Annotated in this window: 11 protein-coding genes; 7 read left to right on the top strand and 4 right to left on the bottom strand. The window is 71.4% G+C overall.

The features are described 5' to 3' along the window. Positions 1 to 133: 133 nt before the first annotated feature. The 5 genes from PT931_RS12040 (at position 134) to dapB (ending at position 6,128) form a co-directional block, all read left to right on the top strand. Positions 134 to 1,063, top strand: coding sequence for a bifunctional riboflavin kinase/FAD synthetase (locus PT931_RS12040; protein ID WP_456245808.1), 930 nt, complete (start codon positions 134 to 136; stop codon positions 1,061 to 1,063). Positions 1,064 to 1,183: 120 nt separating this feature from the next. Further along, positions 1,184 to 1,453 (top strand): 30S ribosomal protein S15, encoded by a 270-nt coding sequence (gene rpsO, locus PT931_RS12035; RefSeq protein WP_197004916.1) that lies wholly within the window; start codon positions 1,184 to 1,186, stop codon positions 1,451 to 1,453. 169 nt (positions 1,454 to 1,622) lie between these two features. Then, on the top strand, positions 1,623 to 3,941 hold the full coding sequence (locus PT931_RS12030) for a polyribonucleotide nucleotidyltransferase (RefSeq protein WP_456245807.1): 2,319 nt from the start codon (positions 1,623 to 1,625) through the stop codon (positions 3,939 to 3,941). An 88-nt stretch (positions 3,942 to 4,029) separates the two neighbouring features. After that, positions 4,030 to 5,373 (top strand): M16 family metallopeptidase, encoded by a 1,344-nt coding sequence (locus PT931_RS12025; RefSeq protein WP_363726558.1) that lies wholly within the window; start codon positions 4,030 to 4,032, stop codon positions 5,371 to 5,373. After that, positions 5,370 to 6,128 carry a 4-hydroxy-tetrahydrodipicolinate reductase gene (dapB, locus tag PT931_RS12020; RefSeq protein ID WP_456245806.1) on the top strand — a complete coding sequence of 253 codons (759 nt, stop codon included), beginning with the start codon at positions 5,370 to 5,372 and terminating at the stop codon, positions 6,126 to 6,128. The genes PT931_RS12025 and dapB overlap by 4 nt, the downstream gene beginning before the upstream one ends. A gap of 15 nt (positions 6,129 to 6,143) precedes the next feature. Here dapB and PT931_RS12015 read toward each other — a convergent pair whose 3' ends face one another. After that, positions 6,144 to 6,704, bottom strand: a complete 561-nt coding sequence (locus tag PT931_RS12015) for an N-acetyltransferase family protein (RefSeq protein WP_456245805.1) — start codon at positions 6,702 to 6,704, stop codon at positions 6,144 to 6,146. A gap of 69 nt (positions 6,705 to 6,773) precedes the next feature. Here PT931_RS12015 and PT931_RS12010 point away from each other — a divergent pair, with 69 nt between their 5' ends. Further along, positions 6,774 to 8,066 (top strand): glycosyltransferase family 87 protein, encoded by a 1,293-nt coding sequence (locus PT931_RS12010; protein ID WP_456245804.1) that lies wholly within the window; start codon positions 6,774 to 6,776, stop codon positions 8,064 to 8,066. Positions 8,067 to 8,188: 122 nt separating this feature from the next. On the opposite strand, the gene PT931_RS12005 is transcribed toward PT931_RS12010, so the two are convergent. Continuing rightward, positions 8,189 to 8,788: an N-acetyltransferase family protein gene (locus PT931_RS12005; protein ID WP_456245803.1), complete on the bottom strand. Its 600-nt coding sequence runs from the start codon at positions 8,786 to 8,788 to the stop codon at positions 8,189 to 8,191. 40 nt (positions 8,789 to 8,828) lie between these two features. Between PT931_RS12005 and PT931_RS12000 the strand changes: the two genes are divergently transcribed. Further along, a complete protein-coding gene (locus tag PT931_RS12000; protein ID WP_456245802.1) occupies positions 8,829 to 10,040 on the top strand; it encodes a winged helix-turn-helix domain-containing protein in 1,212 nt (403 codons plus the stop codon). A 253-nt stretch (positions 10,041 to 10,293) separates the two neighbouring features. Here PT931_RS12000 and PT931_RS11995 read toward each other — a convergent pair whose 3' ends face one another. Next, complete coding sequence (locus PT931_RS11995) at positions 10,294 to 13,320, bottom strand: PQQ-dependent sugar dehydrogenase (protein WP_456245801.1); 3,027 nt, start codon at positions 13,318 to 13,320, stop codon at positions 10,294 to 10,296. A gap of 53 nt (positions 13,321 to 13,373) precedes the next feature. After that, positions 13,374 to 16,400, bottom strand: a complete 3,027-nt coding sequence (locus PT931_RS11990; protein WP_456245800.1) for a PQQ-dependent sugar dehydrogenase — start codon at positions 16,398 to 16,400, stop codon at positions 13,374 to 13,376. Positions 16,401 to 16,534: the final 134 nt, after the last annotated feature.

Raw genomic sequence — 16,534 nt, 5'->3', positions numbered from 1 at the left:
TTGCCAGTCCGGGGCCATGAACGCCCACTTCGGACTCTCCGTCCGCAGTACCCCGATGATCGGTTGCGGCGGGGGAACGGCGCGGGTGGGGCGGGTGGGCGGATAGGCTCGGGGGTGACGAAGGGGAGTGGAGATGCAGCGCTGGCGGGGAGTGGGTTCGGCACCGGGTGGCTGGGGCCGGTCCGTGGTCACCATCGGGGTCTTCGACGGCGTGCACCGCGGCCACCAGGCCACCATCGGGCACACGGTCAAGAGGGCCGCTGAGCTGGGTGTCCAGTCCGTCGTCGTCACCTTCGACCCGCATCCGAGCGAGGTGGTGCGCCCCGGTAGCCACCCGGCGGTGCTGACCGGTCCGGAGCGCAAGGCCGAGCTGATCGAGGCGCTCGGGGTGGACGTGCTGTGTGTGATCCCGTTCACGAGCGAGTTCAGCCGGCTGTCGCCGGAGACGTTCGTGCACGACGTGCTCGTGGAGCACCTGCACGCGGCGCTGGTCGTGGTGGGGGAGAACTTCCGGTTCGGGCACCGGGCCTCCGGGGACGTGAGCCTGCTCCAGGCGCTCGGCCGGACGTTCGGCTTCGGCGTGGAGCCGGCGCCGCTGGTGAACGACGAGGGCACGGTGTTCAGTTCGACGTACATCCGGAGTCAGATCGACGCGGGTGAGGTCGGGGCCGCCGCCACCGCGCTGGGTCGGCCGCACCGGCTGGACGGCATCGTGGTTCGCGGCGACCAGAGGGGCCGTGAGCTGGGCTTTCCCACGGCGAACCTGGCGGTGAGCACCCCGTACGCCGCGGTACCCGCCGACGGGATCTACGCGGGCTGGCTGACGGAGCACGGCAACCGTCGGGCGGCGGCGATCAGCGTGGGGACGAACCCGACGTTCGCGGGGGTGGACCGCCGGATCGAGGCGTTCGTGCTGGACTACTCGGGCGACCTGTACGGGGAGCGGATCACGCTGGAGTTCGCGCACCGGCTCCGCGGGATGATCAAATACGACTCCCTGGACCCGCTCATCGCCCAAATTCAGGCAGATGTGGACGAAACACGTCGGATCCTGACTGTCTGATAACCGGTCGGGGGCGACTGGTAACCTTGACGGGTACGCCGGTTCTCGGCGTGGTCCCGCGTGCCTGCACGACGCCGCGGGCGTGGGACCAGTAAACCCCAGTTCAGTTAGAGGGAGAGTATGGCGCTCGAATCAGCGGTCAAGACCCAGATCATGCAGGAGCACGCGATCGTCGAGGGCGACACCGGTTCGCCCGAGGTGCAGATCGCGATGCTGACCAAGCGGATCTCGGACCTGACCGAGCACCTCAAGATGCACAAGCACGACCACCACTCGCGTCGTGGCCTGCTGCTGCTGGTCGGCCGTCGCCGCCGGCTGCTGAAGTACCTGGCGAAGTCCGAGATCACGCGCTACCGCGCGCTCATCGAGAAGCTCGGCCTGCGCCGATAGTTTTCCTGGGGGGAGTGGCCAGCGGGCCGCTCCCCCTCACTCCGCTCGAGGGGACGACGCACCGGTCCTCGGTAGTGGTTGCCGGACACCAGACTCCGGCGGCTTCGATCGAAGACCGGCCAGCGAGAAGAAGCTCCCCTGGGCACACCAACCCAATCAAGGAGCAGTTTTGACTGACAAGACCCCCGAGGTCGTACACCTCGGCACCCACAGCGCGACCGCCACGATCGACAACGGTTCGTTCGGCACGCGCTCGATCACCTTCTCGACCGGCCGGCTCGCCCGCCAGGCCGGGTCGTGCCTGGCCCAGCTCGGCGACACCGTCGTGCTGTCGGCCACCACGGCCAGCAAGTCGCCGAAGGAGCACTTCGACTTCTTCCCGCTGACGGTCGACGTCGAGGAGCGGATGTACGCGGCGGGCCGGATCCCCGGTTCCTTCTTCCGTCGCGAGGGCCGGCCGAGCGAGGACGCGATCCTCACCTGCCGCCTGATCGACCGGCCGCTGCGCCCGAGCTTCGTCAAGGGCCTGCGCAACGAGGTCCAGGTCGTCGAGACCGTGCTGGCGCTCGACCCCGAGCACCCGTACGACGTGGTCGCGATGAACGCCGCCTCCCTGTCCACCAAGCTCGCCGGCCTGCCGTTCTCCGGCCCGGTCGGCTCGGTGCGGGTCGCGCACATCGAGGGCCAGTGGGTGGCGTTCCCGACCCACGAGGAGACCTCGCGGGCGACCTTCGACATGATCGTCGCCGGTCGGGTCACCGAGGACGGCGACGTCGCCATCATGATGGTCGAGGCCGAGGCCACCACCAACGTGATCAAGCTGATCGCCGAGGGCTCCCCGAAGCCGGACGAGACCGTGGTCGCCAGCGGCCTCGAGGCCGCCAAGCCGGCCATCCGCGAGCTGTGCCGCGCCCAGGCCGAGCTGGCCGCCGTGGCCTCGCGCCCGTCGGTGGAGTTCCCGCAGTTCCTGGACTACCAGGACGACGCGTTCGCCGCTGTCGAGTCCGCCATCGCCGCCGACATGACGACCGCGCTGACGATCGCCGACAAGCAGGAGCGCGAGACCGAGCTCGACCGCCTCAAGGCCGTCGCGCACGAGAAGCTCGACGGTCAGTTCGAGGGCCGCGAGAAGGAGCTCAGCGCGGCTGTCCGCTCGCTGACCAAGAAGCTGGTCCGCCAGCGCGTCCTCCGCGACGAGATCCGGATCGACGGCCGTGGCCCGCGCGACATCCGGCCGCTGTCGGCCGAGGTCGGCGTGCTGCCGCGCGTGCACGGCTCGGCGCTGTTCGAGCGGGGCGAGACCCAGATCCTGGGTGTCACCACGCTGAACATGCTCCGCCTGGAGCAGTCGCTCGACACCCTCTCCCCGGAGAAGTCGAAGCGGTACATGCACAACTACAACTTCCCGCCGTACTCGACCGGTGAGACCGGCCGGGTCGGCTCGCCGAAGCGCCGCGAGATCGGTCACGGCGCGCTGGCCGAGCGGGCGCTGCTGCCCGTGCTGCCGACCCGCGAGGAGTTCCCGTACGCGATCCGTCAGGTCTCCGAGGCCCTCGGCTCCAACGGCTCCACCTCGATGGGCTCGGTCTGCGCCTCGTCCCTGTCGCTGCTGTTCTCGGGTGTGCCGCTGAAGGCCCCCGTCGGCGGTATCGCGATGGGCCTCATCTCCGACGAGGTCGACGGCAAGACGCGCTACGTCACGCTGACCGACATCCTCGGCGCCGAGGACGCGTTCGGTGACATGGACTTCAAGGTCGCCGGTACCCGGGACTTCGTCACCGCGCTGCAGCTCGACACCAAGCTGACGGGCATCCCGTCGGACGTGCTGGCGGGCGCGCTGTCGCAGGCGCACGACGCGCGGCACGCGATCCTCGACGTCATGCAGGACGCGATCGAGACCACCGGTGAGCTGTCGGAGTTCGCTCCGCGGGTCGTCAGCGTCAAGATCCCGACCGACAAGATCGGCGCGGTCATCGGCCCGAAGGGTCAGATGATCAACTCGATCACCGAGGAGACCGGCGCCGAGATCACGATCGAGGACGACGGCACGATCTACGTCGGCGCGACCAACGGCCCGTCGGCCGAGGCCGCGATCGCGAAGATCAACGCCATCGCGAACCCGACCATGCCGAAGGTCGGCGACCGCTTCCTGGGCACCGTCGTGAAGACCGCCGCGTTCGGCGCCTTCATCTCGCTGACCCCGGGCCGCGACGGCCTGCTGCACATCTCCAAGGTGGGCGACGGCAAGCGCGTCGACCGCGTCGAGGACTTCCTCAACGTGGGCGACAAGGTCGAGGTCCAGATCGCGGACATCGACAACCGCGGCAAGGTCTACCTGGACAAGGTCGGCGCCGACGGCGAGGTCATCGTGGTGGCCGGAGCCAGCGCCGGTGGCGGCGACCGTCCGCCGCGCTCCGAGGGTGACCGCGCCCCGCGCGGTGACCGCGAGGGCGGCGAGCGTCGCGAGCGCCGGCAGCGGCGCGACTAGTAGCTGATGACAGACTGGGGTCGGGCACGCAACTGTGCCCGGCCCCAGTTTCACAGGTTCCACAGCTACCCCCCTGACAGGAGCACACGTGGCGGAGGCTACGAACACAGCCCGGGCCCGAACCCGCACACTGGAGGCCGACCCCCTCGGTGGCACCGTGCGCAGTACGGTCCTCCCCGGTGGCCTCCGGGTGATCACCGAGTCCGTCCCCGCGATGCGCAGCGTGTCGATCGGGTTCTGGGTCGGGATCGGCTCCCGCGACGAGACCCCCACGTTGTCGGGGGCCTCGCACTTCCTGGAACACCTGCTCTTCAAGGGCACGAAGCGGCGGTCCGCGTTGGACATCTCGTCCGCGATCGAGGCCGTCGGCGGTGAGACGAACGCGTTCACCTCCAAGGAGTACACCTGCTACTACGCGCGGGTGCTCGACAACGACCTGCCGCTGGCCATCGACGTGCTCTGCGACGTGATCTCCTCCTCCGTCCTCAACGAGGACGATGTGGAGACCGAGCGGGACGTGATCCTCGAAGAGATCGCCATGCACGACGACGAGCCCGGCGACGAGGTGCACGACCTGTTCACGAAGGCGATCTTCGGCGAGCACGCGCTGGGCCGGCTCATCTCCGGTACCGAGGAGACGATCACCGCCCTGACCCGCAAGCAGATCGCGGGCTTCTACCACCGCCGCTACACCGCGCCCGAGATCGTGATCGCGGCCGCCGGCAGCCTGGAGCACTCCGCCGTCGTGAAGCTGGTCCGGGCCGCGCTGAAGGACACCGCGCTGCTCGGCGGCGAGGGCGCGCCCGTGCCCGCGAGGCCGCAGGGCAGTCTGGTGCGCACCCGGTCGGGGCAGCTCAGCGTCGTGGACAAGGACACGGAACAGGCTCATCTGGTACTCGGGTGCACGTCCATGACCCGGCACGACGAGCGCCGGTTCGCGCTCGGGGTGCTCAACAACGTGCTCGGCGGCGGGATGTCCAGCCGGCTGTTCCAGCTGGTCCGCGAGCAGCGCGGCCTGGCGTACTCGGTGTACTCCTACACCTCGCAGTACGCCGACGCCGGCACCTGGGGCGTGTACGCGGGCTGCACCCCGGCCAAGGCCGACGAGGTGCTCGGCATCATCCGGGACGAGCTGGCCAACGTCGCCGCGAACGGCATCACGGCGGCCGAGCTGGCCCGGGGCAAGGGCATGCTCAAGGGCGGTTTCGTCCTGGGGCTCGAGGACACCGGTTCGCGGATGAGCCGGCTGGGTAAGGGCGAGCTGCTGTACGGGGAGCTGCTCTCCGTGGACCAACTCCTCAACAGGGTCGACGCCGTCACCCTGGACGAGGCGAACGCGATCGCCAGCGAGCTGTTGACCCGCCCGATGTCGCTGGCGGCGATCGGACCATTCGACGGGCACGATTTCTCAGGAGTAGTGAGGTCGTCATGACGGAGCAGGAGCCGCTGCCGGTCGGTGTGCTGGGCGCACGGGGCCGGATGGGCATCGAGGTGTGTCGCGCGGTCAACGACGCCGACGACCTCGAACTGGTCGCGATGGTCGACGCGGGCGAGGGCCTGTTCAGCGTCACCGACGCCGGCGCGAGGGTCGTGGTGGACTTCACCAGCCCGGAGACGGTGATGGACAACATCCACTGGTGCGTCGAGCAGGGCGTCAGCGTGGTCGTGGGCACCAGCGGGTTCACCCCGGAGCGGCTGCACCGGGTCGAGCACTGGCTGAAGCACAAGCCCGACGTGGGCGTCATCGTCGCCCCGAACTTCGCGATCGGCGCGGTGCTGATGATGGAGTTCGCCGCGAAGGCCGCCCCCTACTTCCCGTCGGTCGAGATCGTGGAGCTGCACCACCCGGGCAAGATCGACGCCCCGAGTGGTACGGCGCTGCACACCGCCGAGATGATCGGCGCGTCCCGGGCGGCGGCCGGCGTCGGCCCGTCCCCGGACGCGACGAAGACCGCGCTCGACGGCGCGCGCGGGGCCGAGGTGGCCGGGGTCCGGGTGCACTCGGTCCGCTCCGCCGGCCTGGTCGCGCACCAGGAGGTGCTGCTGGGGACCGGTGGGGAGACCCTCACGATCCGGCACGACTCCCTGGACCGGGTGTCGTTCATGCCCGGGGTGCTGCTCGCGGTGCGCGAGGTGCTCAACCGGCCCGGCCTGACCGTGGGCCTCGGCCCGCTGCTCGGCCTGTAGTCGTACTCGAGGACGTCAGCTGTCCGTGGGACCGCTGACGTCCTCGTTCAATGAGACGTGCAGCCGCACCTGGGGAACCAGGACGTCGGCCATGTCGAGAGCCCGGCGAGCGCCGTCGGGCTCCCATCCCGCTGAGGTGAGGAAATTGATGGTCGCCGGGGCCTGGTCGAAGGCCCAGGCCAGGGCGGTGCTGAACCCGTCGTCGCGCCAGTGCGCGGTGGCGGCGGACAGCAGCCGGCTGCCGTGGCCCCGACGGCCCCACCGGGGCTCCACGAGCAGCTCCGTGAACGCCCCCGCGTCGGGGACCTTGTCGTCGGCGTCGGCCGGGCCGATCGCGGCGAACCCGACGGTGTGCTCCTCGGCGCCCTGCTCGACGGCGACCAGCACCCGGAAGCGCGGGCCGGGCGGTTCGAGGACCGCGGTGCGCCAGTGCGCGGCGAGGGTGTCGGCGTCGAGCGCGGCGAGGATCTCCCGGGGCACGAGCTTGCGGTACGCGACCCGCCACGTCTCCAACTGGATCCGTGCGAGGTCGGTGGCGTCCCCTGGACGCGCTGGTCGAACGAATCCGAGCGCCATGCCGAAAAGCCTACGTGGGTCGTTTCGTACTCTGGACACCGGCAGTGTCACCGATGGTTGGGTGGAGTCTTGATCGAGAGTCGTAAGCAGCGACTGTCCGCGTACGTGGCGTCGCAGGGTGGGCGCTTCTACGCGCAGCTCGCGTTCGTGGCGGTGCTGTCGGGCGTCGTGTGGTTGCTCGCCGACCGGTTCGGTGGCCAGCACCACCTGTTCGACCTGCGGATCTACCGGAAGGCAGTGACCTTCTGGTTGGCCGGTAACGACATCTACGACTACTCGCAGCCCGACGTGATCAACGGCACTCTCGGGTACACGTACCCGCCGTTCGCCGCCGTGCTGATGAGCCCGATGGGCGTGCTGCCGTACGGGTTCGTGAAGTGGTTCACGATCGGCACGACGCTGCTGGTCGCCATCCTCACCACGTACTGGATCATGAAGCCCGTGGCGATGCGCCGGGGCTGGCCGGTCTGGTTCGCCACGTCGGTCACCACGGCGCTGATCTTCGCCCTGGAGCCGATCCGGGAGACGATGAGCTTCGGCCAGATCAACCTGTACCTGGTCGCGCTGGTCCTCGGTGACCTGCTGATCCTCGGCGGCCGGGGCTCGAAGTGGACGGGCGTCGGGATCGGCGTCGCCACGGCCATCAAGCTGACCCCGGGCTTCTTCATCCTGTACCTGCTGGTCACCCGCCGGTGGCGCGCGGCCGGGGTCTCCGTCGCGGCGGCCGGCGCGGCCACCCTGCTGGCGGCGGCGCTGGACTGGCACAGCTCGTGGCGGTTCTACACCAGCGTGCTGTGGGACACCGAACGCGTCGGGTTCCCGGACAACCCGGGCAATCAGGCCATCAACGGCATGGTCGCCCGGATCGACGACATGGTGCCGGTCAGCTCCGGCGGCAAGCTCGTCTGGCTGGTGCTCGCCCTCGCCGTCGGCGGCTACGGACTGTGGCGGGCGGCCCAGGCGCACCGGGCCAAGGACGAGCTGGCGGCGATCACGATCACGGGGCTCGCGGGCGTGGCGGTCAGCCCGGTCAGCTGGACCCACCACCTGTACTGGATCGTCCCCGCCCTGGTCATCCTCGTCGACGTCGTGCTGGACGCCCCGGGCGAGAAGAAGGCCTGGTGGCGGATCGGCCTGATCAACCTCGTGTACTGGTCGTTCACGATGTCCCTGGTCTGGTTCTTCCGTCGCACGCCCGGTCACCACCGGAACAACAACCTGCCGAGCGCGGTGGGGGAGAACGCGTTCGCGATCCTGATCGTGGCGCTGCTGATCTTCACGCCGTTCCGGCCGGGGATCGACGGGCGGGCCGGGTCGTGGGCGCGGGTCGAGGAGCCCGAGGCGCAGCCGGTTCCGGTCTAGGCGCGGGAGGAGGGGCCCGGGTCAGCCCCGGGCCGGGGCGGCGTGGGCCTCCCGGGCCACTTCAGCGGGCTACCCGGGCCACCTCAGCGGGCTTCCCGGGCCGGAACAACGGGGCTGCCGGGTCAGCCCGGCAGGGTGTAGAGCAGGGTCGGCAGGCTCAGGCCTTCGCGGTCGTAGACCTTGGTCGCGCCGTCGGCGACGAAGCCGTACCGCTCGTAGAACCGGCGGGTGGTCGCGTTGCCCTCGGCGCACCACAACCGGACGGCCCGCAGGCCCGACCCGGTGGCCGCGACCAAGCCGGTGTCCGTGACCGCCCCGGTCCCCGTGACCATCCCGGTCCCCGCGACCGACCCGGCCACCGTGTCGCCCGGCGGCACCCGGCCGCCCAGCCGGCCCACCGCCGCGTCCATCAGCGCCCGCCCGATCCCGTGCCCCTGCCGCCCGGGGTCGACGTAGATCGCGTACACCTCGGAGAGTTCCGGGTCTTCGCGGTCCGCCCCGAAGCTGGCGAACCCCACGATCACCCCGTCGAGCACCGCGACGATCCGGTGCCGGCCCGGCGTGCCGAGCACGGCCCGCTGCTGCTCCAGCCACGCGCCGGCGTCGATCGCGTCGAGGTAGGCGTCGGGCACGAGGCCCCGGTAGGCGTCCTTCCAGGTGCGGACGTGCACGTCGACGGTCGCCGGCAGGTCGGTCCCCGTCGCGTCCCTGATGATCAGCATCCGGAAATTGTCGGACCCGTTGGCTACGCTGTCGAGCACTATGAGCATTCCGGACACGCTGACCGTCGCCCAGGCCCGGCGGATCACCCTCGCCGCCCAGGGTTTCGCCGACCCCCGCCCGGCCGGCGTGCCCGACGCCCGGCACGCCCGCAAGGTCATCGGCCGCCTCGGTCAGCTGCAGATCGACTCGGTCAACATCCTGGCCCGCGCGCACTACCTCCCGATGTACTCGCGCCTCGGCCCCTATCCGCACGACCTCCTGACCAGGGTGTCGACAGGCCAGAACCGCGACCTCTTCGAGTACTGGGGGCATGAGGCCGCCCTGGTCGACGTCCGGCTCCACCAGCACCTGCGCTGGCGGATGGCCCAGGCCGACGACAAGGCCTGGGGCAACATGCGCAAGGTCGTCCGCGAGCAGCCCGAGCTCGTCGCGTGGATCCTGGAGGAGGTCCGGGACAAGGGCCCGCTGACCGCCCGCCAGATCGAGCACGACGTCCCGGTGGAGAAGAACCACTGGGGGTGGAACTGGAGCGTCGCCAAGCAGGCCTTGGAGTATCTGTTCTGGGCCGGCAGGGTGACCGCCAGCCACCGCAACAGCCAGTTCGAGCGGGTGTACGACCTGCCCACCCGTGCCCTGCCCCCCTTCGTGACCGAGACGGCCGACCCCCCGCTCGCGGAGTCGTACCGGGCGCTGGTCGAGGTCGCCGCCCGCGCGCTGGGCGTGGCGGCGGAGCCCGAGCTGCGCGACTACTTCCGACTGCCCGTCGAGGCGACGAAACCGGCGATCGCGGCGCTGGTCGCCGAGGGGGTGCTCACCCCGGTCACGGTCGAGGGCTGGAAGAAGCCGGCGTGGCTGCACGCCGACGCGCGGCTGCCCCGCTGGGTGCGGGCGAGCACGCTGGTCAGCCCGTTCGACCCGCTGATCTGGGAGCGGGGCCGCACGGAGCGCCTCTTCGACTTCCGGTACCGGCTGGAGATCTACACCCCGGCCCCCAAGCGCGTGCACGGCTACTACGTCCTGCCGTTCCTGCACGGCGACCGGCTGACCGCCCGGGTCGACCTCAAGGCGGACCGGGCGGCGGGGGTGCTCCGGGTGCCGGCCGCGTGGCTGGAGCCGGGGGCCGACCCGGGGGAGACGGCGGTGGCGTTGGCGGCGGAGCTGCGGCGGATGGCGGGCTGGCTCGGGTTGACCGAGGTGGCGCTGCCGGACCGGGGCGACCTGGCCCCGGAGCTGTCCCGCGCGTTGCGCTGAGGCCGCCCGTCCTGCGCGCCCCGGGCCGACGCCCGCCTTGTGCTGACGCCGCTCGTCACCCGGGGGCGAGGCCCCGGGCCGTCCGCGACGGGGTGCTCCGCGCTGAGCACGGTCGAGGGGACAACCTCCGCGAAGTTGTCCCCTCGGCACCCGGAACCTGTCCCGGCCTCGGACCGGCCGCCTCCGAATGCCCTCCGGCCTCCGAGTGCCGCCGGCCCGGCGCACACAGCCCGGGGCTGCCGCCGCCCGCCGGCTACGGCCGCCGGAACACCACCGAGACGTCGTTCCGTAGTACCGGGTCGTGGTAGAGGTAGCGGACCCCGGCGGTACCCGTCTGGTTCTCGATGCCGACGGTCGCCGTGCCGCCGCGTTCGTCGACCTGCGCGTCGATCCCCTGGTAGCCGAGCCGGATCTCGCCGTTCGGCGACAGTGTCACCGAGAACGTGACCCGGCGGGTGGGCTGCCCCTTCACGTACACGTCGCGCCATTCCACGGTGAACGCCCCCGGGGCCGAGGAGGTGAGCACGGCCGAGGACGCGTCGAGGACGAAGTCGCGCCAGAACGGGTAGATGGCCCCGTTGGGCGCGGCCGTGCCGGGGATCGACCCGTGGTCGGGGTAGGAGACGGTGCCGCCGAAGGACAGGATGCCGTTGGTGTCCACGGTGGCCTGGGTGTAGCTCTGGGCGTAGTAGGGGAAGGCGAACGGCAGGTTCACCGTCGCGAGGGCGTTGTCCCCGGTCAGGGTGATCCGCTGCGTCCCGGGCACGAACGGCAGCGCCCCGTCGACGCAGGTGTGGCCGTAGGAGTCGGTGCGCGCCGTGACCCGGATGTCGACCGTCTTCGGCCCGTCGAGGACCACGGAGGCGGTGGCGGGGGTGACGCACCGGCCGCGGCCGAGGGTGACGGTCACGCCGTACGTGTCGGGGGTCAGGCCGGTGAAGGCGTACCCGCCGGTGGCCGTCGTGGTGGTGCTCCGCCCGCCGGGGTTGAGGGTGACGGTGGCCCCGACCAGCGGTTTCCCGGTGCTGTCGACGAGGGCCCGCCCGCTGATCCCGAGCTCCCCGGAGATGGCCGTGTACGTCGCGGTGTGGGTGGCGGGACCCGAGGCGGTCACGCTGTGCGTCTGGGCCCCGCCGTCCGACCAGCTGGCGAAGGCGTAGGACTGGTCGCCGAGCAGCTGCGGGGTGGGCGCGCTGACCGACTCGACGGTGCCCACGATCATGGTGCGGGTGAACGGCGTGGCCTCGGTGGCGGAGCCGACGGTGACCTGGAGCCCGGGCGGGCTGGACTCGAACCGGATGTCGGTGGTCAGCGGGTCGAGCCGGACGCTGGTGCTGCCGGTCAGCCCGGTGGAGTCGGTGGCGGTGAGCCGCAGTTCGAGGTGGGAGGGGTAGCCGTGGCCGGGGGCGACGAAGCTCCCGCCGGTACCCGTGAAGTCCTGCAGTGGGTGGGCGTGGCACTCGCCGGCGGTGTCGCAGTGGTGCAGGATCAGCTCCCAGCGCAGCCGGTTGCCGGGGATCGTGCCGTCCTGCGGGTCGGTGCCGTGCCCGGTGAAGGCGATGGTCTCGCCGACCTTCCACCGCAGCTGGCCGCCGGGGGAGTCGATGACGGCGGTGGGCGGGGCGTTGCCGGGGTGCACGACGGTGCTGGTGGTGGCGCTGGCCCCGGCGGGGTCGGTGACGGTGAGTTTCGCGGTCCGGTCGCCGGGGGTGGGGTAGGTGAAGCTGGCCGTCACCCCGGTCGCGTCGACGGTGCCGTCGTTCTGGAAGTCCCACTTGTAGGTGAGCGGGTCGCCGTCGGGGTCGGTGCTGCCGCTGGCGTCGAAGGCGACGGTCAGCGGGGCCGGTCCGTGGTCGGGGGTGGCGGTGAAGGCGGCCACGGGCGGCCGGTTGGCGGCGAAGTACCGGATCCGGCGGACCGTGCCGCCGTTGAGGTCGACGTAGTACACGTGGCCGCCGGGGCCGACGGCCAGGTCGACGGGGTTGGCGGCCTCGGTGACGAAGGTGGTGATCCGGGTGGGGTCGGGTAGCCCGTCGGGCCCGGCGCGCATCGCCCAGACGCACTTGCGGCTGTAGTCGGCGAAGAACAGCGCTTTCCGGTACTCGGCGGGGTAGCTCCCGGTGTCCGGGTAGAACGCGAGCCCGGACAGCGCGCCGCCCCCGTTGGGGCAGTTCTCGCCGGGTACGACGGGTGAGCTGTGCTTGTAGGTGAAGTACGGCGCGGTCTGCCCGCCGGCGGTGTACAGGCTCTCGCACAGGTCGAGGTTGGCCGCGTCGTAGCCGGGCTGGCGGGCGGGGCCCTCGAAGCACGGCCAGCCGAGGTTCGCGCCGGGCGTGACCCGGTTGATCTCGTCCCAGGTGTTCCAGCCGGTGTCGCCGACCCACACCTCGGAGGTGCCGGGGCGGACGGCGAGCCGGAACGGGTTGCGCATGCCGTACGCGGAGATCCGCCGGGCGTTGGCGTTCATGGAGGAGTGGTACGGGTTGCCGGGCAGACCCTCCCCGGTGGCCGGGTCGATCCTGATCACGGCGCCGGACAGCCCGGTCGGGTCGCCGGTGGTCCGGACGTCCTGGGCCCGCAGCGCGCCGGCCTCGGAGGTGGGCGGGGTGGGGGCGGAGCCGCCGGGGTCGCCGCACGGGTTGCCCTTCTGCCCGTGGTCGGCGTACGTGAAGCTGGCGCCCTCCCCGGCGGAGGCGTACAGCGCGCCGTCGGCCCCGAACTTCAGGTCGCCGACGGAGTGGCTGGGGAACTGCTGGCACCAGTCGGTGATCAGCACCTGTTCGGGGCCGGTCATGTGGTTGCCGGCGGCCTGGAGCCGGGACAGCCGGCCGGTGACGACGCAGCCGTTGACGGTGGCGCCGGGCGGGTCGGGGCAGACGTCGCCCCAGGCGGGGGAGGTGCCGCCGGGCTTGGCGTCGTAGGTGTAGAGCACGTAGACCCAGGGGTCGGCCGGGAAGTTCGGCGCGAGGGCCAGGCCGAGCAGGCCCCGGTCCCAGAAGTTGTGCACCTTGGCGGACAGGTCGGCGAAGACGTCGGGGGTGGGGTCGGTGAGGGAGTCGTACACCTTGATCACGCCGCCCTTCTGGGCGACGAACACCCGGCCGTCGGCCGCGAACTCGATGTTCGTGGGGGCGGCCAGCCCGGTCAGGACGGTCTCCTGGACGAAACCCGGCGGCAGGGCGGTAGCGGCGCGGGCCGGGTCCCCGGTGAGCCCGAGGCACACCGGGGACATGACGGCGAGGGTGAGGACGCTTCTGAGTAGCACACCACGAATCGTCATGGAGCGATCATAAGAAACCTTTTCGGGTACTGGATGATAAATGGTAATGAATGCTATGGACGGCGGAACAGCACCGAGATCCCGTCGCGGAGGACCGGCTCCCCGTGCGAGTAGCGCAGCCCCACGGTGCCGGTCTCGTTCTCGATCCCCACGGTGGCGGTCCCGCCCTGCTCGTCGGCCCGGGCGTCGAGGTCGCGGTAGCCCACCTCGATGTCCCCGGCGGCGGTCAGCGTGACGGAGAAGGTGATCCGGTGCGACCGGTAGCCGTAGATGTAGGCGTTGCGCCACTCGACCGTGAACGTGCCCGGTCCTGCGCTGGTCAGGACCTGCGAGCTGGCGTCGAGCCCGAGGTCGCGCCAGAACGGGTAGACGGCCGCGTTCGGGGCGCTGGCGGCGGGCAGGTCGACGTTCGCCGCCGCCGAGGTGGCCGTGCCGAACGCGAGCACCCCGTTGCTGTCCACGGTCGCGGCCGTGTACGTCTGCCCGTAGTACGGGAAGGCGAACGGCAGCGTCACCGGGGCCACCTTGTCGTCGCCGGTCAGCGCCAGCGGCGTCGCGCCGGTCCGGAACGGGCGGGCCGCGTCGACGCACGTGTGGCCGTACCCGTCGGTGCGGGCCGTGACCGCCAGGTCGGCGACCTTGGGCCCGTCGACGATCACCGAGGCCGTGGCGGGGGTGACGCACCGGCCGAGGCCGAGGCTCGCGGTCACGCCGTACGTGCCGGGGGTCAGGTTGGTGAACGCGTACCCCCCGGTGGCGGAGGTCGTGGTGGTCTGCCCGCCGGGCGTCAGGGTCACGGTCGCACCGCTCAGGGGACGCCCGGTGCCCGCGACGGTCGCGGTGCCGGTGATCGACAGCGCGGACGAGATCGGGGTGTAGCTGGCGGTCAGGGTGGCCGGGGTGGCCGGCGCGACGAGGACGTGGGTCTGCGCGCCGCCGTCCGACCAGCTGCCGAAGGCGTACGCCTGCCCGCCCACCACCTGCGGCGTCGGCGCGCTGACCGACTGGGACGAGCCGACGATCACGGTGCGGGTGAACGGCCCGGTCCCGGTCGCCGACCCCACGGAGACCTGGAGGCCCGCCGGGGCGGTCGCGAACGTCAGGTCGACGGTGCGCGGGTCCAGCCGCACGGTGCTCGTTCCGGTCAGGCCGGCCGAGTCGGTGGCGGTGAGGATCAGGTCCAGGTGCGACGGGTACTCGTGGTCCGGGGCCGTGAACGTCCCGCCCGCCCCGTCGAACTCCCGCACCGGGTGGCTGTGGCAGTCGGTGGCCGACGAGCAGTGCTGGAGCACCAGCTGCCAGTGCAGCCGGTTCGCGGGCAGGGTGCCGTCCTGGGTGTCGGTGGCGTGCCCGGCGAAGGTGACCGTGTCGCCGACCTTCCACAGCAGCGAACCGGCGGGGGAGTCGATCACGGCGGTCGGGGGCGAGTCCCCCGGGCTGATCTGCCGGGTGGTGCTCGCCGCGGCCCCGGTGGAGTCGGTGACGGTCAGCTTGGCGGTGCGCGGCCCGGCCGTGGCATAGGTGTACGACGCGGTCCGGCCGACGGCGTCCTCGGTGCCGTTGTTGTCGAAGTCCCACCGGTAGCTGAGGATGTCGCCCGGGTCGGGGTCGGTGCTCCCGCCGCCGTCGAACGCGACGGTCAGGGGCGCCGGGCCGGTCGACGGGGTGGCGGTGAACGCGGGCACGGGCGGGCGGTTGGCCGGGTAGTACCGCAGGCGGCGGATCGTGCCGCCGTTGAGGTCGGCGTAGTAGACGTCCCCGCCGGGGCCGATCTCCAGGTCGGCGGGCCCGGCCGCGCCGGACGCGAACGTCTGGATCTTCGTCGGGTCGGGCAGGCCGTTGGCCCCGACGCCCATCGACCAGATGCAGTTGCGGCTGTAGTCGGAGAAGAACAGGCTGTTCTGGTACTGCGCCGGGTACGTCCCGCCGCTGCCCGGGTAGAACGCGAGCCCCGAGATGGCCGAGCCCCCGGTCGGGCAGGCCTCCCCGGTGACGACCTTGCTGGCGTGGTTGTACGTGTAGTGGGGCGCGGTGACGCCGCCGGCGGTGTACAGGCTCTCGCACAGGCTCACATTCACGTTGTCGTACAGATCCTGCCTGCCGGTTCCCTCGTAGCACGGCCAACCGAAGTTCCCCCCGGGCGCGGCGAGCCGGTCGATCTCCTCCCAGGTGGTCCAGCCGACGTCGGCGGCCCACACCTCGGACGTCCCGGGCCGCACGGCCAGCCGGAACGGGTTGCGCAGCCCGAACGAGGAGATCCGGCGCGCGTTGGCGTCCGCCGAGGACGCGTACGGGTTGCCGGGCAGCCCGGCCCCGGTCGCCGGGTCGATCCGGATCACGGTCCCGTCCAGCCCGGTCGGGTCGGCGGTGGTCCGCACGTCCTGGGAGCGCAGCGCCCCGCCCTCCGCGCCGGGCGGGGCCGGGTTCGCGCCGCCGGGGTCGCCGCACGGGTTCACCGGGCTGCCGTCCTGGCCGTAGTCGGTCCAGTTGAAGCTGGCCCCGTCGCCGGCGGAGGCGTACAGCGCGCCGTCCGCCCCGAACACCAGGTCCCCCACGGAGTGGCTCGGGTACTGCTGGCACCAGTCGGTCACCAGCACCTCCTCGGGCCCGCTCATCTGGTTGCCCACGGCCTTGAGCCGGGACAGCCGGCCGGTGACCACGCAACCGTCGGCGGTGTCCCCGGGCGGGTTCGGGCAGGCGTCACCCCAGGTGGGCGCCGTGCCGCCGGGCTTGGCGTCGTAGGTGTAGAGCACGTAGACGTACGGGCTGGTCGGGAAGTTGGGGGCCAGGGCCAGGCCGAGCATGCCCCGGTCCCAGAAGTTGTGCACCTTGGCGGACAGGTCTGCGAAGGTGTCCGGGGTGGGGTCGTCCAGCGAGTCGTACACCTTGATCACGCCGTTCTTCTGGGCGACGAAGATCCGCCCGTCCGGTGCGAACTCGATGTTCGTCGGTTGGTTCAGGCCGGTGAACACGGTCTGCTCGACGAAGCCGCTCGGCAGGCCGGCGGCCGTCGCGGACGGACCCGGAACGAGGGTGGCCGCGAGGAGGCCGGCGGCCGTGAGCAGGCGACGGAGCTTCATGCGAAGCAGCATATGAAGGAAGCTCAATATAGAGAGTGTCGGATGCGTGACTCTCCGGAGGTGATCTGGGAGCCCCTGACACGAAAAGAACGCAGGTTGTACCGTGTGAATGTCGACCGAGATGAAGAGGTGCT

This window comes from Longispora urticae (genome assembly GCF_053902585.1).
Note: the sequence above shows the minus strand (reverse complement) of the source record. Positions and strands in the feature narration are given on the sequence as shown.